We start from the raw sequence: 26667 nt of genomic DNA on the forward strand, positions 1-26667 counted from the left end.
CTCGCCCTGGTTCCGAGCTCAGCCTGGATCCGCCGATGCTCGGCCGAGCCTCGCCGTCGAGGACCGGGAGTGGGCGGAGACGCCACCGCAGGACGGTCGGGACCGTCCGGCGGGGACAGGTCCGCCCGGGCGCCGGTCGTCGACGGCAAGACGATCGGCGGATCGGTGGACCCGCGGACCGGTGGTTCCAGGCTCAGAGGCCGACGACCTGGCTCAGCGAGGCGCCGAGCGCACCCGGGAACGTCCCGGCGGGGAAGACCACCGTGCGCGCGGCCGCCAGCGCCTGAGCGCCGCCCGGCACGTCGTACACCAGCGTCTTCGCGCCCGGCTGCCCCTGGAAGGCGCTCGAGACGGCGGGCACCAGCGGGCTGCCGATCGGCTGGCCGGCGGCGTCGAGCAGGGTGACGGGGCCCGGAGCGCCGGTCAGACGGGTGTCGATCGTCACCCGCAGCTCGTTGCTGTCGGTCTTCGCGACGGCGAGGACCTCGGGGGTGACGGTCCAGCCGACGGCCGAGGCCCCCTCGTTGGCGCCGAGGCTCGCGATGTCGCGCGCGACGGAGGTCGCGGCGGGCCGACCGCTGACGGCGAACGCCGCCTCGTCGACCGTCGCGGCGACCGCGTACTCCTGCACGCCGACGGCGTTGCGGAACGTCACGTCGACCACGCGCGGGTCGTCGGGGTTGGCGGTCGCGTCCCCTGCGACCGCGGCGATCCGGCGGCCGTTGGCGAGCACGAGGCCGAAGCGGGTGGCGTCGAGGCCCGACACCACGGACTGGTCGAAGACGTACCGCACGACCGTCCCCTGGCCGAAGCCGAACGAGGCCGAGACGAGATCGGTCGACACGAGGTCCGCCCGCGCGGTCCGCGTGCCGGTCCGGCCCGGCAGCGGCGCCCGGCCGATGGTGGCGAGGGTGCTCGCCGTCCCCGGCCCGTTCGGCGCGGACGCGGTCACGGCGCCGTCGGCGACGGAGGCCGAGACGGCGTTGTCCAGGATCCCCGGGGGGAACTGCGTCCGGACCTCGCCCGACGCGCTGCCCGACAGCCCCGTGGCGGGCAGCTCGTCGCCGCCCGCGTCGGCGACGCGGAAGCTGCCCGCCCCCGCCGGAGCGGTGATCGAGCGGTCGAAGACGTAGACGAGGCCGTCGAGGCCCTCGCGGCGCACCGAGATCAGCCGCGGCGCCGAGGACACCCCGCGCGTGCCGTCCTTCGACGGGCTCGTGGTGACCGGCGCCGCGTCGGGGAGGTTGCGGAAGTCGTTCGCCGTCTGGTTGTCCGTCGTCACGGCGTTCCCGGCGACGGTCCCGGCCGTCATCCGCGCGAGGTCGCCGCTGAAGGCGGCGCGAACGGCGCTGCCGTTGACGGTGGCCGAGCTGGCGGTGCGCGGGCCGCCGGCGTTCGTCACCAGGGTGAAGTCGGCCGGGGTGAGCGCGACGCCGCTCTCGAGCGCGCGGTCGAAGCGGTAGACGGCCTGCGAGCCGCTGACGGTGACGGAGACGAGGTTCGGCCGGCGGTCGCCGGTGCCGGGCTTGGCGGTGCCGAGCGCGGCGCCCGCGGTGGCGGGCAGCGCGAGCCCGGCGATCGCGGTCAGGGCGGCGGCGCGTCGAAGGCGCGGGGCGGGACGTGACGGGTGATGCACAGGTGACCTTCTCGTGATGATTCGGTGAACGGACGGGCCGGAACGCACGAACGGCCTCCGCGAGGGAGGCCGTTCAGAGACTGCGGTCCGGCCCCGGCGTTCGCCGGGACCGGAGGATTGCGGAACGCGTGGTGCCTAGAAGCCAACCAGCTGGTCGAGGCTGGCGCCGAGCTTGCCCGCGAACGTGCCGGCCGGGAAGTACACCGACACGGCGCCGGCAAGCGCCTGCGCGCCACCCGGGACGTCGTAGATGATGGTCTTCGGACCCGGCTGGCCCTGGAACGCGCTGGAGGGCGCCGAGGTCAGGAGCGGGTTGCCGATCGGGTTGCCGGCGGTGTCGAGCAGGACGATCGGACCCGGAGCACCGGTGAGACGCGTGTCGATCGTGACCCGCAGCTCGTTGGAGTCGGTCTTCGCGACGCCGAGGACCTCCGGCGCGACGGTCCAGCCGGCCGCCGAGGCGCCCTCGTTGCCACCCAGGTCGGCGTCGGCGCGCGCGACCGAGCTACCGGCGGGCTGGCCGCTGATGGTGAACGCGCCGTTCCCGACCGTGGCGCGCACGGCGTACTCCTGCACCCCGAGGTCCGCGGCCGGAGCCGTGAAGGACACGTCGACGACCTTCGGGTTGTCCGGGTTCACCGTGGCGCTGTCGCCCGTGAGGAACGAGCCGTCGGCGAGCGTGACCTGGAAAGCGGTCGGGTCCGCCGCGGACGTGGCGGCCTGATCGAACGTGTAGCGGACGACCGTGCCCTGGCCGAAGCCGAAGGACGAGGAGATGAGCTCCGCCGACAGGAGGTCGGCCCGCGACGTGACCCCGTCCCTCCCGGGCAGGGAGACGCGCGAGACGCGGTTGTCGCGGTTCGCCGCGACGCTCGCCGCGGTGGCCGAGCGGACCGCTGCGGGCCGCACGAAGGCGGAAACGGCGTTGTCGAGGATGCCGGGGGCGAAGGTCGCGCGGACCTCGTTGGCCTCAGCACCGACGTCGATCACCGTGGCGGCCGTCTCGCCGGCGCCGGCGTTCGCGACCTGGTAGTCGGCGGTCGTGGTCGTGAAGTTCGACAGCTCGCGGTCGAAGACGTACACGAGGCCGTTCAGGCCCTCTCGACGGACCTCGACGAGCTCCGGAGCGGCGGACACCCCGCGCGTGCCGTCCTGGGAGTCGGTCGTCGTGACCGGCGCCGAGTCGGGGAAGTTGCGGAAGTCGTTGCCGGTCTGGTTGTCCGTGACGACGGCGAAGGCCGCGACCGAGCCGGCCGTGTACTTCGTGAGGTCCTGGTCGGTGCCGAAACCGACGCGCACCGCGCTGCCGTTGACGGTCGCGGACTGGCCCGGGATCGAGCCCTGCGCGTTGCTGGTGAGGGTGAAGTCGGTGGCGGTGAGCGCGACGCCCGACTCGAGACCGCGGTCGAAGCGGTACACGGCCTGCGAGCCGTTGACGGTCACCGAGACGAGGTTCGGCTTGCGGTCGCCGACGCCCGGCTTCGCCGTGCCGAGGGCTGCACCCGCCGGAGCAGCGGCGGCGAACGTCAGCGCGAGGGTGCCGGCGCCGATGGCGGCGCGGCGAGCCAGGCGCGAGGAGGGCTTGAGACCCATGGGTGATTCTCCTGTGAGATGTCGGTGGTGAAACATCGCTGTCCCTCGTCTCGTGTCCTGGGTCGAACCCGCGAGCAACTCCACGCCGGACAAGGCGATCCCGCTTTCCCAACGAATGTTGGGGGTCAGCGCCGAGCAGTGTGGCAGATTTGAAGGCGCGAGGCGAACATTCGTTGAAATCGGCTTGAGGTCCGACGCGGCGTGGCCGATGGGGCCGGGCCTCCCCCCACGGACGCAGTACACGCGAACAGCCCTGCAGGACTCGCGAGATCCGGGATGTCGCCTCACAGGTCGACGCGCGCCCGCGCACGTGCGCACGTGCGAGTCCCACTCTCGTCCCAGCCGGGTGTGCAGTCGAGCGCATACGTCGTCCATCAGCCCGTCGTGCGCCAGGTCCCGAGACCGCCGCCGCGGACGTGCGGCCAGCGCGCGCGGCGCGTCGATCCGTCCCGGTACCTGCCGCCCGCGCTGGATCGGCTCGGTAGCCTGCGATCGCTCGACCAGTTCGCGACGCGACCTGCATCCCCCACGTCCGACCCGAGGAGCAACCAGACATGTCCGAGCCCTTCCGTCCCAGGCGCGCGACCGGCGCGATCTCCGGCCTGCTGGCCGTCAGCGCGCTGGCCGCGCTCGCCCCAGCCGCGCAGGCCGCCGACCCCGGCCAGCTCGACACCGCCTTCGGCGGCGGCATCGTCCGCCTCGACGCCGGCACCGCCGTCAACGCGCTCGCGGTTCAGCCCGACGGCAAGGTCGTCGCCGTCGGCTACCGGGGCGCCGCCGCGAAGACCGGCCAGCCGTTCGCCGTCCGCCTGAACCCCGACGGCTCTCGCGACGCGAGCTTCAACCCGCAGCTCGTCTCCCCGGAGGCCGTCGGCGGTGCCGGGGCCAAGGGCCTCGCGCTGACCGACGTCGTCATCCGCGGCAATGGCGTCGCGATCTCCGGCACGGTGTTCGACGACAGCGAGGCGCCGGCGGGGATGGTCGCCATCGCGCTCAACGCCGACGGTAGCCGCGACGGCGGGTTCAGCGACGACGGCATCGCGACCGCGGAGACCGGCTTCCTCGACGCGGGGCAGGGCAACGGGGTGTCCCTGACGTCCGGCAACGGCATCGCGATCGCCGGCACGTCGATCGACGGAGGCGCCCAGAACCGAGCGACCGTCGCGCGCTTCACGGCCTCCGGCGCGACGGCGGGCACGACCGACGTCGGGCCGCCGAACGCGAAGTTCTACGCGATCGCCGCGCAGAGCGACGGGCGCTTGGTGGCGGTCGGCGAGCACCGTGACGGCCAGCCCCGGCTCGGCTTCGCGGCCCGGCTGACCGCCGGCGGTGACGTCGACGGCGGCTTCCGCGGCAACGGCTCGTTCAGCGCGAACTACGCCGGAAACGGAGCCCAGTCGCCGCTGACCGACGTCGCGATCGCGTCGGGCGACCGGATCGTCGTCTCGGGCAGCGCCGCGCAGAGCGGGGCGAAGGCCTTCGCCCTCCGCCTGAGCGCCAACGGCAACCCGGACGGCGGGTTCGGCAACGGGGGCCAGGCCACGCTGAGCGCGTCCCCCAACGCTCAGAACCAGGACGTCAGCTTCAAGAATCCCGGGCCCGGGTCCACGAACATGGTGCCCGGGGCGTCCGGCGTCGCGATCGACGGCGACGACGTCTTCCTCGGCGGCACGGCGTACGAGGGGATCCACCGCTTCTTCGCCGCGCGCCTGACCGGCGCCGGCCAGCCGTTCGGTGGCTTCGCCGGCTCGGGGCAGACCGCCTTCGGCGTCGACGCGGCGTCGACGCCGGTCCGCGGCGTCGGCGGCGTCGCGCTGAGCACCCAGGGCCTCTACGTCGGCGGGACCGTCGGCGACACGGGGGCCGTCGCGCGCGTGGGCGCGGTCGCGCGGGTCGAGGTGCCGCCCGGCACCGGAGGCGCCGACCAGAACCCCGGGACCGGTCAGCCTCCCGCCGGCGGTGGCGGCGGCGGTGGTGGCGGGACGAAGCCCAAGGCACCGTCGCTCTCCAGCGTGTCGCTGAAGCCCGCCAAGATCACCGCGAAGAAGTCGGCGACCCTCAGGTACAAGCTCGGCGGCGCCGGCTACGTGACGCTCGCCGTCGAGCAGCGCGCGAAGGGCCGCCGCGCGACCTCGGGCCGCGCGAAGGGCTCCTGCGGTCGGCCGACGAGCGCGAACCGCCGCGGCAAGACCTGCACCTACTACGCCACGATCGGCAGCACGAAGCGGATCAAGGTGACGAAGGCCGGGACTCGCACGGTGAAGCTCAAGCGCAAGGTCACGAACCGGACGCTGAAGAACGGCACGTACCGGCTCGTGGTCCAGGCGCTCGACACGACGCGCAAGGTCAAGGGCACGACGAAGCGGATCACGTTCCGCGTGGCGTCGCGATGAGTCCGCGCCGCGCCCGGCGGCGGTCGGTGGCCGCCGCCGGCGCGGCGGCCCTCACCGCCGCCGCCGCCACCGCCCTGCTGCTTCCGAGCGCGGGATCCGCCGCGCCCGGTGACCTCGTGCAGACCTTCGGCAACCAGGCGCCCCTGACCCGCGGCATCGTCGCCGCCCCGAGCGGCGTGCGCCTCTACGCCGCGGCCGCTCAGGGGGACGCCATCCTCGCCGCAGGCACCCGCAACGGGCAGATGGTCGTGCTGCGGATGACGCAGTCCGGTGCGCTGGACTCCTCCTTCGGCTCGGGAGGCATCGCCGCCGTGGGTCAGGGCGTCGCGCGCGATCTCGCCGTCGCCGGCGACCGAATCGTCGTCGCCGGCGAGCGCGCCGGGTTCGGCGGGTTCTCCGGTGCGATCCTCAACGGATCCGGCGCCACGATCGCATCACTCGCCCTCGCCCTGCCGAACGACGCGCAACGGGCAGGGCGTCTCGTCGTGCAGCCCGACGGCAAGGTCGCGCTCTCGGGCACGGCCCTCTCGGGAACCGGGTTTCCGACGGCGACGATCGTCCGCTGGCAGGTGGACGGCGCGCTCGACAGCAGCTTCGACGGCGATGGGATCGTGACGTTTCCGGCTTCGGCGAGCCGTCAGTCCAGCGCGACGGGCCTGACGCGGCAGTCCAACGGCACCCTGGTCGCCGTCGGCTCCGTCACCCCGGCGAACACCGTCGCCGCGCTGGCCTGGCGGGTCAGCAGCGGCGGCGCGACGCTCGGCGCCGCGCAGGAGGCGCTTCACACCGGCAACGGTGGCCGCTCCGAGCTCCGGGCGGTCGCTACCCGCCCGGATGACTCGCTCGTCGCGGTAGGTGCGAACAACACCGGCGGCACGTCGGACCAGCTCCTCGTCCGCCTGACGTCGGGCGGCGCGATCGCCGGCGTCACGCGCGACGCGTCGTCGGCCGGCAGCCCCGGGAACCCCCTCGCGGGCGGCGAGACCGTCCTGTCGACCCGCGACCACGTGTTCGTCGGCGGCGGCTTCGACGCGACCGGGCCGTTTCGCGTGCTGTCGCTCAGCGCCCGCACCCCTGCGAGCCTCGCCGCCGACTCCGGCTTCGCGACGGGGACGGCGACGGCCGGTCCCGGGTCGGTGTCGGGGACTCGGCGCGTCGCCGTTGACGGACAGCTTCCGAATTGGACCACCGGCCGCCAGGGTCAGATCACCGGCATCGCCCGCCTGCCGAACGACCGGATCGTGGCGGTCGGCAACGCCGGGAGCTCCGTCGGCACCTTGGACGCGAGCGGGCAGGGCGTCGTCGCGCTCTTCGAAGGTCTTGCCGACACCTCGGCACCCCCGGGTGGGGGCACGACGAACCCCGGCGGCGGAACGACGAACCCTCCCGGCGGCGGAACGACGAACCCCGGCGGCGGAACGACGAACCCCGGCGGCACAACCACGAGCCCCCCCAGCGGCGGAGCGACGAACCCCGGCGGCAGCACGACGAACGCCGGTGGCGGCAGCAGCGCGCCGCCGCCCCCGGCCGCGAATCCGGCCACGCGCGTCCCGGCCGTGCGCTCTTGGAGCCTGCGCCCGGCGACGATCACCGCTCGTCGGGCGGCAACGCTGCGGCTGACGCTGACTCGCGCCGGTCGCGTGCGGCTCGAGGTCCAGCGCCCGGTCACCGGCCGCCGTGCCGCCGACGGCCGCTGCCGCGTCACGCGGTCGCGGACTGGCCGGACCTGCCGCACCTGGGTGCGTACGGGCGCCACCCGCACCGTGCGCCGCGCGAAGGGCAGCTCGACGTTGAACCTCGGCACCCGCGTGACGAACCGACGGCTCCGGGTCGGCCGGTACCGCCTGGTCCTGACGCCGCTGGCGGCGTCGGGACGTGCTGCGGGTACCGTCCGCACGATCGCGTTCCGGATCGCCCGCTGACGCCCCGCGAGGCGGGCGCTCCGGTGCCCGCCTCGCTGCGTCCCCGCCCGGGGGCGCTTCGCTAGGGTCGAAACGATGAACGGCTCCGCCCCCGTGCACCGACCCGTTGAGCTGCCGATGCTGACGGATCCGGTCTGGCAGATGACCTACGGCGAGCGAGCGGCGTTCCAAGGGGTGCTCGAAGAGCTGCGCCCCGCCCTCGCCATCGAGATCGGCACCTGCGAGGGCGCGTCACTGCGGCGGATCGCGCGCTACAGCTCCGAGGTCCACTCCTTCGACCTCGTGGAACCGCAGCTCGAGGTCCCCGACCACGTCACGCTCCACACCGGCGACTCGCATGCGCTGTTGCCGGAGGTGCTGGAGCGCTTTGCCGTCGAGGGCCGCAACGTCGATTTCGTGCTCGTCGACGGCGACCACTCCGCCGAGGGTGCGCGGCAGGACATGGAGGACCTGCTCCGCTCCGACGCAGTCCGCGAGACGATCATCATCGCCCACGACACGGCCAACGAACTCGTGCGGGCGGGTCTCGACGCCGTCGACTACGCGGCGCACGAGAAGGTGCGGTTCGCCGAGCTCGACATGGTCCCCGGCCATCTCGGTCACCGACAGTTTCCGGGGGAGCTCTGGGGCGGCCTGGGCCTCGTCGTGGTGTCCGCGTCGGACCCGCGCGACGCCGACGAGACGGCCGTGCGCGATTGGTACGCCCATCACGCCCGTGCGCTCGAGGCCGCGCGCGACGCCCCGACGCGGGCGGAGGAGCACGCCGCGCTGCAGGAGCGCGCGCACGTCGCCGAGCTGCGCGTGGCCGAGCTGGAGGCAGAGCTCGCCCGCGTGCAGCAGCGCAAGCGCGAGGCCGAGGTCGAGGCACTGCACCACGAGCGGCTCGTGCGCGACCTCACGCGGTCGCCGAGCTGGCAGGTGACCGCGCCGCTGCGCGCCCTGAAGCGCGCGGCGCGCCGTCGGCGTTGACGGCCTCTGGATCGCCGTCGCTCGGCGAATCGTCGTACCGGACGCGCGTCAGCCGCGGCGGTGCGCCAGCCGCTTCGCGGCGCGGAGCGGCGCCGTGACGCGCCAGCTCGGCGAGCGCATCAACGCCTGCCACAGATCCCGGTGATGGACGACCTCCCGCTCGAGCGCCGCTATCCGCTCGTCACGGGCGTCCAGCGCGGTCGCCGATGTCCCCGCGCGTGCCGGCGCACCGGCGAGCGCGTCGCGGGCCACGGCAAGCAGCTCGCCGCCGTGATGCCGGTCGCGCTGGACCGGATCGCCCGCGCGCGGGCGATCCGCATCGACCACGATCAGCCCCAAGCCGTACCAGAGCTCGCCACCGAACCGTTCCCGACCCAGGTGCCCCGGCACGAAATCGAGGTCGACGTGGACGACCTTGTCGTGGGCGGCATAGTCCACGGCGTCGAGGCCGGACCGGACCAGCTCGTTCCCGGTGTCGTGCGTCACGATCACCGTGTCCCGGACCGCCGAGCTGGCGAGGAGATCCTCGACGTCGCGACGGACGCCCTCGGCCGAGTGATCGCCGTCGACGAGCGCGAAGTCGACGTTGCGGCCCTCCTGGGCGAAGCCCGCGAGGACCTCGGGCAGCAGGACGTGCGAGTCGCCGGTGTGAAGGGTGACGTGCTCGGGGACCTCGAGCTGCGGGAGCACGACGTCGAACGAATGGACCTCGGCGCTGTGCGCCGCGATCCGGCGCAGGCTCGCGCCCTCCGCAGTCCCGACCTCGATCGCGAGCGCCGGGCGGCGGGCCGACAGCAGCCCCTCGATCGCAGCGCGCTCGCCCCAGGCCATCTGCCACACGTCGTCCTCGAAGAGCTCCATCGAACGTCGAGGGTAATGGTCTGACGGCCGATCAGGCCGGTCCGCGCAGCCGCCGCGCCAGCGCCGCGGCACCCAGCGCCATCCGGACGGCGCGGCGCTGCCGAACGGCGCGGAGGCGCAGGAGCTCGGCCTCCTGCTCGGCGATGCGCTGTCGCAGCGCGTGCACGCGCCGCTCGTCCTCGAAGCGCTCCGCGACCTGGGTGGCCAGCGCCGCCTCCCGTTGCTCGAGCGCGGCCGCGCGTCCTGCGACGCGGGCCTCCTCCTGCGCGACCCGCGCCTCTCGATCGGCCACGTCCAGAAGCGCGCGCTCGGCCGTCTCCGCCCGCGCCCTCCAGCGGTCCAGGACCGCCGCGCTCGCCGCGCCGAACGCTGAGGGCCGCTCACCCGTGCCGATCCGGACGTTCTGCTGCCACAACTCCCGGTTGGCCCGCTCCAGCGACTGCTGCCAACGGGCGTTCACCGGCTCGGCGACCCAGGCGAGCATGCCGCCGGGAACTCCGGCCGGCTCGAGCCCGACGAGCAGCAGATAGTGCATCGCCCAACCACGTGGCCGCTCGCCTGCCGGCACGCCGGGGGACTCCAGCATCGCGGGATCCGCGTCCGCGCCGTCCTCGGGGGCGATCAAGACGCCCTCGGCGTGCCACTGCCCGAGCACCACGGCGTCGAGTGCCGCTGCCCACCGACCCACCGCGTCGCGGTCGAAGTTCGTGAGGTGGAACGCGTTGTCCTCCTCGTAGCGCCGCGAATTCGGCACCGAGACGAGAAGGCGTACCCCCCCGGCCGCCAGGCGTCGAAGGCCATCGAGGACCGCCTCGCCGTCCGCGAGGTGCTCGATCCCCTCGAAGCAGACGAGGACGTCGAGCTCGGACGGGTCGACCGTCCCGAGCCACGTCACGGCATCGGCCTGGTCGAACCGCACGCCGTCGAGCGCGCCGTGCGCGCGACGCGCCTCCTCGACCGCCCGGGGGTCGACGTCCAGTCCGAGCACGGACGCGGCCTGCTCGGCGAGGATGGCGCTCCCGTACCCGACGCCGCAGCAGAGGTCCACGACGCGCCGTCCGGCGCAGAATCGCGCCGCGAACCGGTAGCGGTGGCGGTGCTCGAGAGCCAGCAGGGACTCCCCGTGGACCGCGTCGTTGCTCAGGCGTTCCAGGGACACCACTCCACCTCCAGCTCGCGCCGTCGGGCACGCATCTCGGCCATCAGTCGCTCCGCTGCGGGCTCGCCTTGGGTCCGGAGCATCGAATCGGGTCGGATCCGGTAGTCGAAGAGCCGCTCGGGGATCGCGATCCCGCGGCGTCCCGCGTCCCGCAGACGCAGGTACAGGAACCAGTCCTCGAAGCTCGTGAGCTCCTCGTCGTAGAAGAACCCATCATCGAAGATCCGCCGACGCAGCAGCGCCACCGCGTCGCCCGCGACGTTGCGCTCCGCGAGGATCGCCGGGTCGTTGGAAAGCGGCTGCCAGCCCTCGTCCGGTCCGGCACGAAACGGCTGGCCGGCCTCGTCCACGTAGCGGGACCAGCTCGTGACGAACTCCAGGTCCTCCCGTCGCATCAGCACGTCGAGACACCGCTCCACGAAGGTCGGGCCGAGCAGGTTGTCAGCGTCCAGCGGCACGACGAAGTCGCCCAGGGACGCGCGGACCCCCGTGTTGCGCGCCGCACCGAGTCCCGCGCCGGCCTTCGTCAGCACCGTCACCCGGTCGCGCTCCGCGAGGCATCCGAGCACGGCGTCTCCCGGGTCGGTGGACCCGTCGTCGACCACGACCACCGTGACGTTCGGATGCGTCTGGTCCAGCGCGCTCTGCACCGCCGCCTCGACGTACTGGGGCAGGCGGAAATACGGGATCACGACCGTCACCCGGGACGCGGGACCCGCGACCGGCTCGGCGCGGTCCCAGCGGGGTGCGCGAGCGAGCAGGCGCCGGTAGCCGGCCTTGACCGCCCCCGAACGCGTCAGCTCCTCGAAGCGGGCACGGGCGGCCGTACGGCGCGCAGGGTCGCGCACGGCGTCGAGATCGGCCGCGAGCTGCTCGATCCGCTCCAGCAGCGCCTGACCGCTCGCGTCGCGCGCGAGCCAGCCCCCGGGGCGGCGACCGTCGTCGTCGGGCGGTCCGACGATCTCCACCAGACCGCCGACGGGACGGGCCAGGACGGGCACGCCGACTGCGAGGGCCTCGAGCGCGACGTTGGGCCAGCACTCCCACGTCGATGGGACCACGACCGCGTCGTGCCCGGCGACGAACGCAGGAACGTCCTCCGGGGGCAAGGGGTCCTGAAGACGCACCCGCTGGTCGCCGGCGGCCGCCAGGCGGACCGCGGCGCGGACCGACACGCCACGCGGCCCGGTCTCTGTGTCCGCGCCGAGGACGGTCAGCCGCAGGTCCGCAGGCGTCGCGCGGAGCGCCTCGACGAGCGCCTGCACGCCCTTGCGGCGCTCGAGCCGCCCGAGGTACAGCAGTCGCAGCGGACCGGGCTCCGTCTCGTCGACCGGTGCGGCCTGCCGAACCACCCGGGGCACGGGGTGGCGCACCTCCACGGTCGGCGCGAGCTCCCCGTCGTAGAAGCGCCGATACAGCGCGCCCACCTCGGCTCCTCCGACCACGCACGCGTCCGCCTCGCGCAGGACGTAGCGCTCGAGCTCCCAGAGCAGCCGCTGAGGCTCGTCGTCGGGCAGAGCGCCGTTCAGCGTCCACACGACCTCGTGCGTCGTGTGCGCCCGAACGACGATCCGCGTCCCACGCAACCACGGCACCTGCGCGGCGCGCGCCTGCACGAGGACGGCCCCCTCGGCGAGGTAGTCGGGCACCTCGATGAGGTCAGGGCCGCGACCGTCGTAGTGCGCGGCGACGGCCGCATACACGCTGGCGGCGTGCCGGTGCGCGGCGTTGAAGTAGGACCCGGGCCCGCCGTCGACGTCGTCGGGGACCGCGACGAGGGCCACCCGCGGGTCGAGTGTCCAGACGGAGCGCTGCTCGTGGTTGACGCGCTCGAGGGCCCTCACGGTGCTCGCGCGGGTGAAGAGGGTGACCTCGGCCCACTCCGCGAGCGTGTCGGCGAGGGCAGCGACATAGGCAGCGATCCCTCCGCCGTTGGCGGGCGCGACGTCGTTGCTGACGACGGCGATCCGCGGACGCGTTCCGACGGCGGCCGTCGCCGTTGACGAGGCCTGAGGAGAGCTCGGCACCGGCCGCGATCCTAACGGCCGTCCCCGGCGCGGCGCTCGCGCAGGTACCGGCGTGCGCGCGCTGCCGTCCGGCGCGGCTGCGGCAGCGCCGCCAGCCGGGCGTCCTCCCGCTCCCGCGCGACCTGGCGGTCCTCCTCGCGCAGCCGCTCCAAGACCTCGCGAACGGCCGGGACGAGGTCGGCGCCCGAACGAATCCGGTCCGTGCGCTCACAGGCGACCTGACGCGCGCGAGCAACGCGCTCCGCGACCGCGGGCCCGGCGGCGAGCACCTCCCGCAGCGCCCCGCTCGCGGCCCCGAGGTCGGGCTCGGCCCAGCGGGCACCCTCGGGGTAGGGCGCCAGGCCTGATGGAACCCGACCCGGCGTCCACGGGATGGGCCACCCCGTCCGATCGTCGAGGAGATCGGTGCTGCCCCCGTAGTCCGTGGCGACGACGGGGACGCCTCGCAGCATCGACTCGACGATCGTGAGGCCGAGACCCTCGGCGCGGTGCAGCGCGAGGTGCGCGGCCGCCCCCGCGACGAGCGCCGCGTGCTCCTCGGCCGGAAGGCGTTCGTCCACGAGCTCCACCGGCACGCCGGCGTCCAGCGCCGCCAGGCGCACGCGCTCCGCCTCACGCGGCCACGCCCGCCCGCCGACCGACTTGACCACGAGTCGGACGTCAGCCGGGGGATTCGCTCGCGCGAAGGCCTCGATCGCCCCGACCGGGTTCTTGCGTTCCGCGCGGGACGCATAGTCGAAGACGCTCAGCACGTACCGGCCGTCGCGGGGTCTCGCGGCACCCAGCGTCGATGGCGAGGCTGCGCCGAGGGGGACGTGCCGGACCGGCCCGTCGAACGCGCGCTCGAACGCCGCTGCGACGAACGCCGTCCCCGCCCAGATCTCGTGGACCAGGCCGATCGCAGGTCGCCAGCTGTCGGGGACCTGCTCCAGCTCCCACCACCAGACGGCGATCCGGTACTCGTTCGCGGGGACCCGCCGACGCAGGCGCCGCAGCACGACGGGCAGCAGGTCGGCGTTCAGGCAGGCGAGCGTCACGCGGTACCGGAACGGCGCGTCGCCGTCCGCGGGCCGGGGTCGGCCGCGGCGATCGACGCGAACCCGGTCGACCGGGATGCCGCCGGCCTCCAGCCCGTCGGCGACCTGGCGCGCGATCTCCGCGACACCGAGCGCCGACTCGTCGAACAGCCCGATGACGTTGACCCCGCCGTACGGGGCCGCGACGACCTCGGGATCCATCTCGGGGTCCGTAGGCGGGTCTGCCAGCGCCGCAGGGAGCCCGACGAGCCGACCGTCCAGGCCGGAGGCGGTGCGCGCCCATTCGACGAGCCGCCGGGCGTCGTCGCGATCGTCGAGGTCCGCGAACGCGGCCTGCAGGTCGTACCGACCCCGGCGGAGCTCGACGAGGTAGCGATTCAGGCCCCAGACGGTCTCCTCGGCATCGGACTCGCCGACCCAGGCGAGGAACCTCTCGCGAGCTCCAGGGTCGTCGCGCAGGACGCGCATGCGCTCCTGCGCAGGCCACCGGGAAAGGAGGGTGCGCAGCACGGGGTCGCCCGGCCACGGGTCCGGCTCGTCGGGGACGTCGACGACGGAGGCCCGGAGGTTGCCGTAGGCGCGCACGAGCACCCGCAGCGCCCCGTCCTCCGAGGGGCGCAGGCGGCTCATGTCCGGGTGCGGAAGGTGCTCGTGGCGGGCGGACCAGCCGTCGAGGTCGGCGACGGCGAGGGGGCGCGAGGCGGCCGTCAGATCCTCCGGCCGGCTTCCGGCCAACGGCCGCTCGTGGACGTTCCACCACGCGAGACCGATTCCCGGGTCTTCGACGAGCACGAGTCCCGGCACCTCGCTCTCCAGCAGCACGTCGCGGCGCGCGGGTTCGACGTCCAGCAGCGCGGCGAGCGGGGCCAGCCGGGGATCACCCGCGCGGCAGGCGAAGAGCCGAGGATGCGTCGCTCCGAGCGTCACGACGTCCTCTGCGGAGGGCCGCAGGCCGTCCGCGTCGTCCGGCGGGGCCACGAACCGTCGGGCGACCGCCACCCCGCCGTCCTCGGCGACGGACACGAGCGGCCCGGGCGGGTGCAGGACGAAGGACGTCACCGGCAGTCCGACGAGTATCCGCGACCCCTCGGTGCGCGCCGCGAGCGCGACGAGCAGCGCTCCGGCGTCCCCGGGCGCGACGTCGAGGTCGGCCCAGCTGAGGACCGTCGTGCCTGGCCCGTGAATCCGGCGGTGCGCGGGCTTCAGGTCCGGGTGATCGACGAGGACCGTCGCCGGCGAAGCGGTCGTCGAGCGCCAGGAACGCACGGCGGCCGCCGCCGACCCGAGGTCCCCGCCGGACGCGAAGACGACGCCGAGCACCTGACGGAGTCTACGTCGGAGACGCTCTACCCTGTCCGGCAATGGCCGACGTACCGCTCGCCGTCTCGGTCTCAGGGCTGCACAAGACCTTCCGCATCGCGGAGCACCAGGTCAGCACGCTGAAGGAGCGCGCGCTGCACCCGCTCCGCCGGACGGCCCACCACGACCTCGAGATCCTGCGCGGAATCGACTTCGACGTCCGCCGGGGAGAGTTCTTCGGCATCGTCGGGCGCAACGGCTCCGGCAAGAGCACGCTGCTGAAGTGCCTGGCCGGGATCTACACGGCCGATCAGGGCACGATCCGGATCGGCGGGCGCCTCGCGCCCTTCATCGAGCTCGGGGTCGGCTTCAATCCCGACCTCACCGCGTACGAGAACGTCCAGATCAACGCGGTGATGATGGGCCTCTCGCCACGCGAGGCCCGCGAGCGGTTCGACGAGATCATCGCCTTCGCCGAGCTCGAGGACTACCTCGACCTGAAGCTCAAGAACTACTCCTCGGGAATGCAGGTCCGGCTCGCCTTCGCGGTCATGGTGCAAGCCGACGCCGACGTGATGCTCGTCGACGAGGTGCTCGCCGTCGGCGACGCCGCCTTCCAGCAGAAGTGCCTCGACGTCTTCTGGGAGCTCCGCGAGCAGGGCAAGACGATCATCCTGGTGACGCACGACATGGCGACGGTCGAGCGCTTCTGCCACCGGGCGATGTTCATCCGCCAGGGCGAGATCGAGCTGCTCGGCGACCCGAGGCAGGTCGGCCTGGCGTACCTCGACGCGAACTTCGGGCGGACCGACGTCGTGGTCGCCGACAGCGCCGACTCCCCCGCGGTCACGCTGAACGCCGCCTGGGTCGAGAGCGAGGGCGAGAAGGTCGACCACGTCCAGTCCGGGGAGCACTTCGTCGTCCACATGGACCTGTCGTTCCACGTGGCGACCGACCACGGGTACCTCGTCGTCGAGCTGCTCGACGAACTGGGCAACCCGATCACCGGCGTGGAGCACGGCCTGACACCGACCGACGCGGGCCTCGACGGCACCGAGCTCCCGGGAGGCGCCAACGTCGTCGTCCGCTGCGGGTTCCGACCGCAGCTCGCGGACGGCAGCTACACCGTGCGGATGCGCATCACTCGCGGTGTGGGCCGTCAGCACGTCCTCGCCGACGTCCCCGAGGTCGCGCAGCTCGTCGTCCACGGGGCAGACCACGTCGTCGGGGCAGTCGGCGTGCCCCGCCAGGTCCACCTGACGGCCACCCTCCCCTCGGCCGAGCCGATCGAGGGCACCGCATGAGCACCCAGACGCAGCCGCGAACGGCCCCCGACCACCTGGCTCCCATCCGGGACTACGACGACGAGCTGCCGCTGCGACTGATGCCAGGGCCGGGCGCGCTCGGCGGGGGCTGGCGGCGCTTCGCCCACCTCACCTGGACGATCGCGGTCACCGATTTCCGGCTGACGTACTTCGGCTCCGCGCTCGGGTACCTCTGGTCGCTCGCGCGACCGCTGCTGCTCTTCGCGGTGCTCTACACGGTGTTCACCGAGGTCGCGAAGTTCGGGGACGAGATCCCCAATTACCCCGTGCTGCTGTTGATGAACATCATGTTCTACAACTTCTTCGCGGACGCGACGAACACCGCCGTGACCTCGCTGGTGGTGCGCGAGACGCTCGTGCGCAAGATGCAGTTCCCACGTGCGGTGATCCCGCTGGCCGTCGTCACGACGGCGGCGCTGAACCTCCTGAGCGCGATGGTCGTCGTGGTGCTGTTCATGCTGGTGTACGGCGTGGATCCGACGTGGACCTGGCTGTTGCTGCCGGTCGGGCTCGCCCCCCTCGTCCTGCTCGCTGTCGGCGTCGCCCTGCTCGTCTCGGGGCTGTACGTGCGGTTCCGCGACGTGCAGCCGATCTACGCCGTGATCTCGACGGCGCTCTTCTACGGTTCTCCCGTCCTCTACACGATCGACAACGTGGACGGACCGGTGAAGGAGATCCTGAGCTACAACCCGCTCACGGGCATCCTCGAGCAGATGCGCGCCTGGATGGTGGACCCGACCGCGCCGGGCGGCATCACGGCGCTCGGGGGATGGACCGAAGCGATCCCCGCGGTGGCGATCGCGATCGGCATCTGCGCGCTCGGCGTGTGGGTCTTCGACCGCGAGGCTCGCGGCGCGGCCGAGCGCCTCTGACCGTCGCCTCCGCCCCCCAGTTCCTGCACATGCGCGTCAGCGTCGTCATCAACACGTACAACCGGGCCGACAGCCTCCGCCAGACGCTGGAGGCGCTCGGCGCGCAGACCCACCGTGCGTTCGAGATCATCGTCGTCGACGGGCCCTCGACGGATCACACCGCCGAGGTCCTCGCGCGCTTCGCCGACCGCATCCGCATCGGCCGCGTGCCCGGTCGCAACCTCTCCATCTCGAGGAACGTCGGCATCGAGATGGCGGCCGGTGAGCTCGTCGCCTTCGTCGACGACGACGCGATCCCCCTGCCGCGTTGGCTCGAGGAGCTGACGGCGCCGTTCGACGACCCGGGCGTCGTGGGAGCAGGCGGCCTCGTCCACCTCCCGGACGGGCGCGAGCTCCAGTATCGGTACTCGCTGTGCGACCGTCTGGGGCGGACGACGTTCCCCGACGAGCCGCCCGGCCCCGAGGCCACCACGCCGGGCGCCGACCCCTTCGTCTACCTCCAAGGCACGAACATGTGCTTCCGGCGATCGGCGCTGGAGGCGGTTGGGGGGTTCGACGAGGAGATCGAGTACAACTACGACGAGGTCGACCTCTGCGCCCGCCTGATCGACGCGGGCGGCCGGCTGGTCTCACTGGACGCCGCTCCGGTGATCCACAACTTCCTGCAGAGTCACCTGCGGGGCGCGGACTCCGAGGTCACCGACCCGTACCCGGCGGTCAAGAACCGCTACTACTTCGCGTTCAAGCTGGGGCGGGCCGCAGGTCACAGCGTCGGGGAGATCGGACACGTCACGGACGAGTGGGTGCAGGACCTCCTGGGGTACCAGGACCGCCGCGTCCGGGCGAAGCTGCTGACCACCGAAGCGTACGACCGGCTCCGGGCGTCGATCGCGCGGGCAGCCGACGTCGGGCTCGCGGCAGGTCTGCGCGGCTGCACCGCGGCGCGTGCGCTGCGGCCGCGCGTGCCAGACGACTTCCTGCTGCACGCCGGCCCCCGGCCGACCGGCGCGAGAATGGCGTTCGTCTCTCTGGAGTACCCGCCGGGGCCGATCTACGGGATCGGCCGGTTCACGAACGATCTCGCCACGACGCTCGCCGCCCGCGGGCACGAGGTCCACGTCGTGGCCGACGCCGCCGAGCGCTCGACGGTCGAGCTGCTCGAGGGCGTCTGGGTCCACCGAGTCGCCCCAGGGCCGCCGCTCGCCGCGCTCAGCGACCGGGCCGCCGAGCCGATGCTGCGCCGGAGTTTCGCGGTCGCCGCCGCGATCGACGAGATCGACCGGCGCTTCGGGCCCACGCAGGTCGTGTCGGCCCCGATCTGGGGCGCCGAGGGTCTCGTCGTCTCCCACGTCCCAGGTCGGGCGGTCGTCACGACGCTCATGACGACCATGCGGACCATCAGCGAGCTCCACCGCGAGTGGTCCGACGCCGCTGTCGCGGACCAGCTCGCCCTCGAGCGAGCCGCGCTGAGCGCCAGCTCCCACCTGCACGCCATCAGCGAGGCCATCCGCGAAGGGGTCGCGGAGCAATATCCCGAGGAGACGGCTGCCGTGCCCGTCACCGTCGCCCACCTGGGCACGAGGGACGTCGGGCCCGGACCTCCCCGAGCGGCGGTGGGCCGACCGGTGCGGATCCTCTTCGTCGGGCGTCTCGAGCACCGGAAGGGCGTCGACCTCCTGCTGGAGGCCGCCGCGCGCCTGCATGGCGCCGGCCGCTCCTTCGAGCTCGTCCTCGTCGGACGGGACACGAGCAACACCGGAACGGACGAGACGTACCGTGAGGCGTTCGAGCGCTCGGCGCCCGCGGAGCTGCGTGCGCGGGTCTCGTTCCTCGGTGAGATCGACGATGCGGCGCTGCATGAGCAATACGCCACCGCCGACGTCTTCTGCGGACCTTCGCGCTACGAGTCGCTCGGGCTCACTCACGTCGAGGCAGCGATGATGGGCCTGCCGGTGGTCGGCTGCGCGATCGGCGGCATGCGCGAGGCGGTCTCCGATGGCGAGACCGGCGTCCTCGTTCCGCCGGACGACGTCGACGCGCTCACCGCCGCGCTCGGCGCCCTCGTGGAGGACGCACCCGCGCGCCGCCGACTCGGCGAAGCCGGACGGCGACGCTATGAGGAGCACTGGTCGCTCTCGCGGGCGGCGGAGCGATGTGAGCGGGCCTACCTGGCGCTCGGCCCCGTCGCTCGAGACGGCGACTGGCGTGACGCGTTGCAGGAGACCCTCGGCTCGGCACTCGCGCTGTCGGAGGACGAAGCGCGCGAGGTCGTGCGCAACGGGCTCGGAGAGCTCGACGGACTGGTGCCGCCCCTCATCGCTCGGGCCTGGGACGGCGAGGCGCGGGCGCTCGTGTCCGCTGGGTTCCGAGAGCTGCTGGGGCGACCGGCCAGCGACGGCGAGCTCCGCGCGTGGACCCGCAAGATCGTCGCCGAGGACTCGCCGCCCGGAGCGGTGCTGCAGCAGATCGCGGCGTCCGATGAGGCGACCGACCGCGGGCCTCGGCCGCCGTGGCTCGCCGCCCTGGTCGGGCTGCCGGGCTGGGAGGTCGAGGACGCGCTGCTCCACGCGTTGCGCCAGACGTCGCCGCGCCAGTGGGCGATCGAGACGGCGGACGTGTGGCTCGGGGCGCAGGCCGACACGGAGGACCTGGCCGCCCTCCAAGGGCGCCTGCTCGACGCCCTCGCGCGAACCGGCGACGACCGGCTCGCCGCGCTCGAGCAGCTCGACGAGGAGCGCGGGCACCGGCTCGCAACTGCCGCCCGGGACGCTCTGGCCATCGCCCGCGCGGACGCTGCGCAGGACGGACCGGCGGCCCCGCCGCCCCAGCGCGTCCGCGTCGGACCCCGGCGGCTCGCGCGCGCGGTCCCGACCCTGTACCACCGCGTGGCCGGGGTGTCAGCAGCCGTCGGTCGACTCGAGGTCGAGAGCGAGGCGGGCCGCGGGACGCCGGAGGCGGTGTCGCGGATCGAGCTGGCGACCGCCGGGGTCCCTCGGGCGCTCGACGCCCTGCGAACGACCCTCGACGAGGTGTCGTGGGGCGTTCGCGAGACCGTTGGGCGGCTCGCCGCCTCCCACGCCGAGCAGACTGCGGCCTCCCGCGAGATCGCGACCGCGATCGCGGCGCTCGGCGACGACCTGCGACGGGTCGCCGACGCCGTCGAGGCGCTCGAGGCGCGTCAGCGGGCCGTCGAGGACCGGCTCGACGCCGATCTGCCGGACGTCGCGCGCTGACCCGGCCCCGGTGGCCGCGCCCGCCGGCCGGACGTCAGGGCCGCCAGCCCTCGGGGTCGTCCCAGGTCGCGGCCGCGGGGTGGGTGATCGTCTCCCAGATCCGCTCGAACTGCCCGGGCCAGCTGAGCGCGGCCATCTCGCGACGACCTTCCTCGGCGATCCTGTGACGCAGCTCGGCGTCCTCGACGAGCCGCCCGATCTCCTCCGCGATGATGGTGGCCGCCGGCGGGGCGACGAGGCTGTTGCGCTCGTGATGCAGGAACCACGCGGTGTCGGGGTTCTCGTTGGAGACCGTGGCCATCCCCGACGCCATGAACTCCAGCGGCTGATAGCTCGGGTGCTTCGTGAACATGAACACGAGGCCGACGTCGCAGGTCCGGTAGAGGTCGGACACGGCGTCCAGGCCAGGCAGGCGGCCGACGTTCGTGAGCACGTCGGCGACGCCGTAGGCCCCGGGGCGCCACTCCTCGCCGGCACTGACGATCTCGACGCGGTCGCGGTAGCGCTGCTTGACCTTCGCGAGGGTCGCCATGCCGAGCCCGAACGCGTTGCGTGGCGTGCTCGGGCGCCCGTAGAAGAAGATCCGGACCGGCCCGTCGCCCGAGCGCGGCGTCGCCGGCGGGTGGTAGCGCTCGTCGACCGCGGGGACGAAGGAGACGGCCGGGTTGCCGTACGCGCGGTAGGCGGCCGCGAGGCCCGGCGTGTTGATGATCCCGGGGATCCCGAGCCGGTAGGTCTGCTCGACGAGCGCCGAGCCGGCGCCGGCGGGGTAGAACTGCGGCTCGTAGTCCTGGACGAAGTAGAGCTTCGCCTTCACGCGGTTGAACCGCAGGAGCGGGTAGGCCCCGGTCCAGAGCGTCGAGATCGCGGCGTCCGCCTCGCGCAGGTGACCGAACTGCGCCTGCCCGTCGACCTTCGACCCGGTCACCTCGGCGTCGGCGAGCGACGGGAACGCCTCGTGGATCTGGCGCGCCAGGCGGCTGATCGTCGGCTCGTCCGGCGACGCGTCGTAGAGGCAGAAGCGGCTCTCGACGCCGTGCTCGCGGTGCAGGTGGTCGGCGAAGCGCAGGATCGTGTAGACGCCCCCGAAGTACGCGTGCGCGAAGTACGGCAGGAACCACTGGATCGAGCGGATCTCGCACGTGTCCATCGCCCGGTACGCGTCGACGACGGCGCGGTGCGCCGCCAGCTCGTCGCGGCTGTAGTCGAACGCGCCGGAGATCGCCAGCTCGTCGGACTCCGTGAGCGTCGTCTCGTCGTCGCGCTGGTTCTTGCGCCGGCGACGGGCACGGAAGTACGCGTACCCGAGCTCCGTCGGCCCCTGCCGGGCGATGTTGCGCATGTACCGCAGGCGCTCGCGGTTCCAGGGAGCCATCTTCGTCAGTCGACCGGGGGACGGGGAGGGGGCGCGACCGGGGACGACGGGCCGCGGTGGCGGAGCCTAACGGGTGGTCCCCGGACCGCACGGCGCCCCCGGGCCCGTGGCGGGGTGCCGCGAGCACCCGTGCGGGTGCGCCCAGCGCCCCACCCGGGGGCCGGCGGCAAAGGCGCCGTGTCGCGCACGCGTCGCGTGCGCGACACGACGGGTGCGAGAGCGGCGGCCGCAGGCGACGCTCGATGCACGGGAACTCGCGGCCGGCCGTGCCGCGGCGTGCGCCGGGGAACCACGGCCCGTCGCGCCACGCCGTCCGCCGGGGAACCACGGCCCGTCACGCCACGCCGCGCGCCGGGGAACCACGGCCGTCGTGCCACGCCGTCCGCCGGGGAACCGCGGCTCGTCGCGCCACGCCGTCCGCGGTCGCGGGCGACCGACCATCTAGGCTCCGGCGCGTCCGTGATGCCCAGTCCGCTCGCCGTCTCCACCGTCGTCCTGGTGCTCGTCCTGCTCGCGCTCGTCGCGGCGGGCGGCGTCGTCGCACGCGCCGTGCTGCGGCGTCGGAGCGCCCGACGCCCGACCCCCGAGCAGCGCTGGCGCCACTTCCTGGCCGCGGTCGAGCCGACCCTCGCCGCGAGCCCCCGCGTCCACCTCGTCGGCGCCGTCCCGCTCGAGGGCGATCCGACGACCGCCGCCCGCCCGCTGGCCGTCGGAATCGTCGTCGCCGGCGACGACGAGGCCGCGATCGCCCGTACCGCCGCGAGCGTCGGGGCGCAGACCGTCGCGCCGACGACGGTCCTCGCCGGCACCGCCGCCGACGTCATGCGCGAGGCCCAGGAGGCCGGCGACGCCCCGGTCGTGCTCGTCGATGCGGGCGACGAGCTCGCGCCGCTCGCGCTCGAGCGCCTCGGCCAGGCGTGGACGCTGGCGCCGGAGGTGGCGCTCCTCACCGCCGACGAGGACGTCCTGGACGACGCCGGCGGCCGGCAGCATCCGCGTCTGCGCCAGGGCCCGTCGCCCGACGGCCAGCTCGCCCGCGCCGCCGCCGACGGCCTCGTCGCGCTGGACCCGGCCCGCCTGCCGGGCGCGGCGAGCGCCGCGATCCGTCAGGGCACGGGAACGCGTCGGCTCGTCGCGACGCTCGCGGCCGGACCGGATGCCGGCGGGCACGGCCACGTGCCGCTGCTGCTGCTGCACCGGCGCGCGCCCGTCGGTCGCGCGTGGGACGCACCGTGGCGACCCCAGGACGCCGAGGCCGCGGCCACCGCCTTCGGCGAGGCCGCGAGCGCGGAGGTCGCCCCCAGCGGCCTCGTCCGCGTGCGCTACCCGCTGCCGGCGGCGCTGCCGAGCGTCGAGGTCGTCGTGCTCTTCCGCGACAAGCCGGAGCTGACCGAGCGCTGCGCCCGGTCGGTCCTCGACGAGAGCACGTACGCCGGGCCGCTGCGGCTGCAGCTCGTGGACAACGGGTCGGAGGATCCCGGGGTCCTCCCTATGCTCGAGCGCCTCTCCGCGGATCCGCGGGTCGTCGCCGTCCGCGACGACCAGCCGTTCAACTACGCCGCGCTGAACAACGCCGCCGTGCGCCGCAGCGACGCCGACGTCGTCCTGCTGCTGAACAACGACACCGCGGTCCGGTCGCCCGACTGGATCGAGGGGATGCTCGAGCACGCCCTGCGACCGTCGGTCGGCGCGGTCGGCGTCCTGCTCACCTACCCCGACGGGACCGTCCAGCACGCGGGTGCGGCGCTCGGCCTGCACGGCTTCGCCGGCCATCCCTGGCAGGGACGCCGACCCGACGAGGACACGCCGCTGGGCGCGCCCGGCGACGGCGTGCGCAACTGGCTGGCGGTCACCGCCGCGTGCCTCATGGTGCGCCGCGACGCCTGGGACGCCGTCGGGGGCTTCGACGAGGGCTTCGTCGTGGCCGGCAACGACGTCGACCTCTGCCTGCGGCTCACCGCGTCGGGGCGCCGGTCGGTCTGCGTGCCGCACGTGGCGCTCCTGCACGACGAGTCGAAGTCCCGGGGCACGTACGTCGACCCCGGCGACTACGAGGCCAGCATCCGCTCCTACGGCGCGTTCCGGACCGTCGGCGACCCGTACTTCCATCCCGCGCTCGCCCTGGACGACAGCAGCGTCGTCCTGCGGGGCTGAGCGCCTCTGGCCGGCTCCCCGGCACCGCGAGCGGTCAGCGCCGCTCGGTGGCCTGCGCGCCGGGCGCCTCGCGCAGCGCCGCGAGGATCCGGTCGACCGTCGGGGGGTAGAAGATCGAGCCCTTCGCGCGCCCGAACGCCGTGCGCTCGACGAGCTCCACGACGACGTTCTCCGCCTGGCGGAACTGGTCCAGCACGAGCCCGAGCGCCTCCTCGGGACGCTCGCGCGCGGGGCCGCGCGTGAGCTCCGGGACGCGCCAGAGGTCGGCGAAGAGCGGCTCCATCTGCGGCAGCGCGCGCTCGGTGAACGAGTCGCCGAACCACGCCGTGCGGCCGGGGACGACGGGGTGCGCGCGCGTCCCCGTGGCGGCGAGGTGGAAGAGGGGGAAGCCGCCGAGCGGGTCGAGCTGACCGCCCGGCAGGACGGTGACCCCCGGCCGCGCGAAGCGGTAGATCTCGTCGGGGCCCTCGGCCGGCTGCCCCTGGATGACGGTCAGGTCGCCCTGCGCGCGCTCCGTCCCCGTCCGCTCCAGGGGCGCGGACCGCGCGACCCGGGGGTCGAGCCGACGCACGACCGAGGCCAGGAAGGTCGCCGAGCCGCGGGAGCTGACGTGCGTGTCCAGCCGCAGGTAGGGCCGCACGCCGGAGCGTCGCAGCCGCAGCAGGTCGGACTGCACGTCGACGACCTCCGGCAGGCCGAGGCGCCGCAGCCCATCGAACCGCTCCTGCCGGGCCTTCGCCGCGCAGCCGCGCTCCGGCAGGTCCTTCGGCAGCAGCTCGGTCTCGATCCCGCTCTTGTCCGGCACGATGACGATCGCCGCGCGCTTGCCCGCGGCGCGCAGGCCGAGCGCGAGGCGCCGGACCTGCTCGAGCGTCTCCGACGTCGGCGCGTCCGGGCGGCAGGCGCGGGCGAACTCCTCGCCGAAGAACAGCGTGCCCTCGCGTCCCTCGAGCACCTGCAGCGATCGATCCTGGACGTAGCGGGTGCCGCCCGACGCCGCGCCGCCGGCACCGACCGGCCCGGACCGCGCGGCGGGCGGGGGCGGCTCGCCGAAGAGGCGGTCCGAGACGGTGCGCCGTAGGTCGATGGCGGCGTTGCGCACCGGCACGCGGTCGGTGAAGAACGCCGTCGCCTGGTCGGTCGCCTCCCAGCCCTGGTCGAGCGCGGGACGCGCCGCGAACGGCCGGTTCTCGACCGCCGTCGCGCGCTCGCCGGCGGCCCAGAGGATCACGGGCGCGAGGAGGACGACGAGGCCCACGACGCCCGTGAGGGTCCGCAGCACGCCCACGCGGCGCAGGCTGTCGGTGATCCGGCGGGGGAGCGGGACGCGGGCCATGGGTCAGAACTGGAAGTAGAGGAAGGGGGAGAACGTCCCGGCGGCCACCATGAGCGCCGCGTACGGTCCGGCGACGGCCGTGGTGACCGCGCGCCCGGCGTCCGCGAGCCGGCCGCGTCCGAACTCGATCCAGCGGCCGGTGACGAAGCTCCCCGGCAGCAGCAGCACGAGCAGGCCGACGACGAGCGTCGCCGTCGCCTGGTTGCCGAGCGCCACGCCGACCTCGGGCGGCAGCACCCCGCCGGTCGGCCAGAACATCGCGCCGAACACGTCGAACGCCGTGCCGAGGTCCGGTGCCCGGAAGAAGACCCAGCCCACCACGACGATGAGGAACGTCAGGATCCGTCGCGGCCAGTGCCACGTCGCGTCGGGCAGCGTCCGCAGGCCGGTCGCGCGCTCGATGAGCATCCACGTGCCGTGGTAGACGCCCCAGACGATGAAGGTCCAGTTCGCGCCGTGCCACAGCCCGGTGAGGAGGAAGACGATCGAGAGGTTCACGTACGTGCGCGACGGGCCCTTGCGGTTGCCGCCGAGCGGGACGTAGAGGTAGTCCCGGAACCAGTTGGACAGCGAGATGTGCCACCGGCGCCAGAAGTCGGTGATCGACACCGCCGAATACGGGCGGCGGAAGTTCTCCGGCAGGCGGAAGCCCAGCATCCGCCCCAGGCCGATGGCCATGTCGCTGTAGCCGGAGAAGTCGAAGTAGATCTGCAGCGTGTAGGCGATCGCGCCGACCCACGCGGCGGTCGTCGTCATCTCGCCGCCGTCGAGCGCGAACGACGCGTCGGCGATCGGCGCGAGGGCGTCGGCGATGACGACCTTCTTGAACAGGCCGAGCATGAACCGCGGCACGCCGGCGGTGAAGTCGTCCCAGCGGTCGCGCGGCGCGTCGTTGGGCAGCTGGTCGGCGATCTCGTTGTAGCGGACGATCGGCCCCGCGACGAGCTGCGGGAACATCGAGATGTAGGTGATGAACTCCAGCGGCTTCTTCTGCGCCCCGCGCACGCCGCGGTAGACGTCGACGATGTAGCTGATGTGGTGGAACGTGAAGAACGAGATGCCGATCGGCAGCGCGATCTGGATCACGTCCCCGACGTCGTCGCCGAGCGCCCGCCGGACGTCGGCGATCTGCTCGAGCGCGAACGTCCCGTACTTCCAGACGACGAGGATCGAGAGGTCGAACGCGATCGTCGCCGCGAGCACCGCCTTGCGACGGCCCGGCCGCGCGCGAAGCCCGTCGGAGTCGATGGCCTGACCGGCGGCGAAGTTCACCGCCATGCAGGCGAGCAGCAGGAGGACGAACTCGTGCGCGCCCCACGCGTAGAAGACGAGGCTCGCCGCGCTGACGACGAGGTTCCGCGCGCGCTTCGGCGCGGACCAGAGGACGAGGAGCACCGCGGGCAGGAACGCCCACAGGAAGATCGGCGAGGCGAAGACCACCTAGCGGCCCGCCTCCGGCGTTGCGCGCCCGCGCCC

16 protein-coding genes are annotated in these 26667 nt (G+C 73.8%); 7 read left to right on the forward strand and 9 right to left on the reverse strand.

Features of this window, described 5'->3' with window-relative positions; all coding sequences use genetic code 11:
- Positions 1-193 precede the first annotated feature (193 nt).
- Both SK069_RS08570 and SK069_RS08575 read right to left on the reverse strand, forming a co-directional pair.
- On the reverse strand, positions 194-1636 hold the full coding sequence (locus SK069_RS08570) for a hypothetical protein (protein WP_319953795.1): 1443 nt from the start codon (positions 1634-1636) through the stop codon (positions 194-196).
- 135 nt (positions 1637-1771) lie between these two features.
- On the reverse strand, positions 1772-3229 hold the full coding sequence (locus SK069_RS08575) for a hypothetical protein (protein ID WP_319953796.1): 1458 nt from the start codon (positions 3227-3229) through the stop codon (positions 1772-1774).
- A 554-nt stretch (positions 3230-3783) separates the two neighbouring features.
- Between SK069_RS08575 and SK069_RS08580 the strand changes: the two genes are divergently transcribed.
- From SK069_RS08580 to SK069_RS08590, 3 genes are all read left to right on the forward strand, one after another.
- Positions 3784-5622, forward strand: a complete 1839-nt coding sequence (locus tag SK069_RS08580; RefSeq protein WP_319953797.1) for a hypothetical protein — start codon at positions 3784-3786, stop codon at positions 5620-5622.
- Positions 5619-7544 (forward strand): NHL repeat-containing protein, encoded by a 1926-nt coding sequence (locus SK069_RS08585; protein ID WP_319953798.1) that lies wholly within the window; start codon positions 5619-5621, stop codon positions 7542-7544. Before SK069_RS08580 ends, SK069_RS08585 begins: the two co-directional genes overlap by 4 nt.
- Positions 7545-7661: 117 nt before the next feature.
- The gene (locus SK069_RS08590; RefSeq protein WP_319953799.1) at positions 7662-8513 is read left to right on the forward strand and encodes a class I SAM-dependent methyltransferase; all 852 of its coding nucleotides are present in this window, start codon (positions 7662-7664) and stop codon (positions 8511-8513) included.
- Positions 8514-8561: 48 nt separating this feature from the next.
- Here the strand turns inward: SK069_RS08590 and SK069_RS08595 are convergent, their stop codons facing one another.
- The 4 genes from SK069_RS08595 to SK069_RS08610 are packed head-to-tail and all read right to left on the reverse strand — an operon-like array spanning position 8562 to position 14917.
- The gene (locus SK069_RS08595; protein ID WP_319953800.1) at positions 8562-9374 is read right to left on the reverse strand and encodes a class I SAM-dependent methyltransferase; all 813 of its coding nucleotides are present in this window, start codon (positions 9372-9374) and stop codon (positions 8562-8564) included.
- A gap of 31 nt (positions 9375-9405) precedes the next feature.
- Positions 9406-10533: a class I SAM-dependent methyltransferase gene (locus SK069_RS08600; protein WP_319953801.1), complete on the reverse strand. Its 1128-nt coding sequence runs from the start codon at positions 10531-10533 to the stop codon at positions 9406-9408.
- On the reverse strand, positions 10515-12560 hold the full coding sequence (locus tag SK069_RS08605) for a glycosyltransferase (protein WP_319953802.1): 2046 nt from the start codon (positions 12558-12560) through the stop codon (positions 10515-10517). Before SK069_RS08605 ends, SK069_RS08600 begins: the two co-directional genes overlap by 19 nt.
- 11 nt (positions 12561-12571) lie before the next feature.
- Positions 12572-14917 carry a glycosyltransferase gene (locus tag SK069_RS08610; protein WP_319953803.1) on the reverse strand — a complete coding sequence of 782 codons (2346 nt, stop codon included), beginning with the start codon at positions 14915-14917 and terminating at the stop codon, positions 12572-12574.
- A gap of 41 nt (positions 14918-14958) precedes the next feature.
- Between SK069_RS08610 and SK069_RS08615 the strand changes: the two genes are divergently transcribed.
- Genes SK069_RS08615 through SK069_RS08625 form a run of 3 tightly spaced genes read left to right on the forward strand, consistent with a single transcriptional unit; the run spans position 14959 to position 20326 of the window.
- A complete protein-coding gene (locus SK069_RS08615) occupies positions 14959-16200 on the forward strand; it encodes an ABC transporter ATP-binding protein (RefSeq protein WP_319953804.1) in 1242 nt (413 codons plus the stop codon).
- Positions 16197-17093, forward strand: coding sequence for an ABC transporter permease (locus tag SK069_RS08620; RefSeq protein WP_319953805.1), 897 nt, complete (start codon positions 16197-16199; stop codon positions 17091-17093). Before SK069_RS08615 ends, SK069_RS08620 begins: the two co-directional genes overlap by 4 nt.
- 29 nt (positions 17094-17122) lie before the next feature.
- On the forward strand, positions 17123-20326 hold the full coding sequence (locus SK069_RS08625) for a glycosyltransferase (RefSeq protein ID WP_319953806.1): 3204 nt from the start codon (positions 17123-17125) through the stop codon (positions 20324-20326).
- A gap of 34 nt (positions 20327-20360) precedes the next feature.
- On the opposite strand, the gene SK069_RS08630 is transcribed toward SK069_RS08625, so the two are convergent.
- Positions 20361-21701, reverse strand: a complete 1341-nt coding sequence (locus tag SK069_RS08630) for a rhamnosyltransferase WsaF family glycosyltransferase (RefSeq protein ID WP_319953807.1) — start codon at positions 21699-21701, stop codon at positions 20361-20363.
- A gap of 462 nt (positions 21702-22163) precedes the next feature.
- Here SK069_RS08630 and SK069_RS08635 point away from each other — a divergent pair, with 462 nt between their 5' ends.
- Positions 22164-23855, forward strand: coding sequence for a glycosyltransferase (locus SK069_RS08635; protein ID WP_319953808.1), 1692 nt, complete (start codon positions 22164-22166; stop codon positions 23853-23855).
- Between the two features lie 34 nt (positions 23856-23889).
- On the opposite strand, the gene SK069_RS08640 is transcribed toward SK069_RS08635, so the two are convergent.
- Together SK069_RS08640 and SK069_RS08645 are read right to left on the reverse strand one after the other, a co-directional pair.
- Positions 23890-25191 carry an alginate O-acetyltransferase AlgX-related protein gene (locus tag SK069_RS08640; RefSeq protein WP_319953809.1) on the reverse strand — a complete coding sequence of 434 codons (1302 nt, stop codon included), beginning with the start codon at positions 25189-25191 and terminating at the stop codon, positions 23890-23892.
- A gap of 3 nt (positions 25192-25194) precedes the next feature.
- Complete coding sequence (locus tag SK069_RS08645; protein ID WP_319953810.1) at positions 25195-26631, reverse strand: MBOAT family O-acyltransferase; 1437 nt, start codon at positions 26629-26631, stop codon at positions 25195-25197.
- Between the last annotated feature and the right edge of the window lie 36 nt (positions 26632-26667).

This window comes from Patulibacter brassicae (assembly GCF_033949425.1).
Taxonomy (GTDB): Bacteria; Actinomycetota; Thermoleophilia; order Solirubrobacterales; family Solirubrobacteraceae; genus Patulibacter; species Patulibacter brassicae.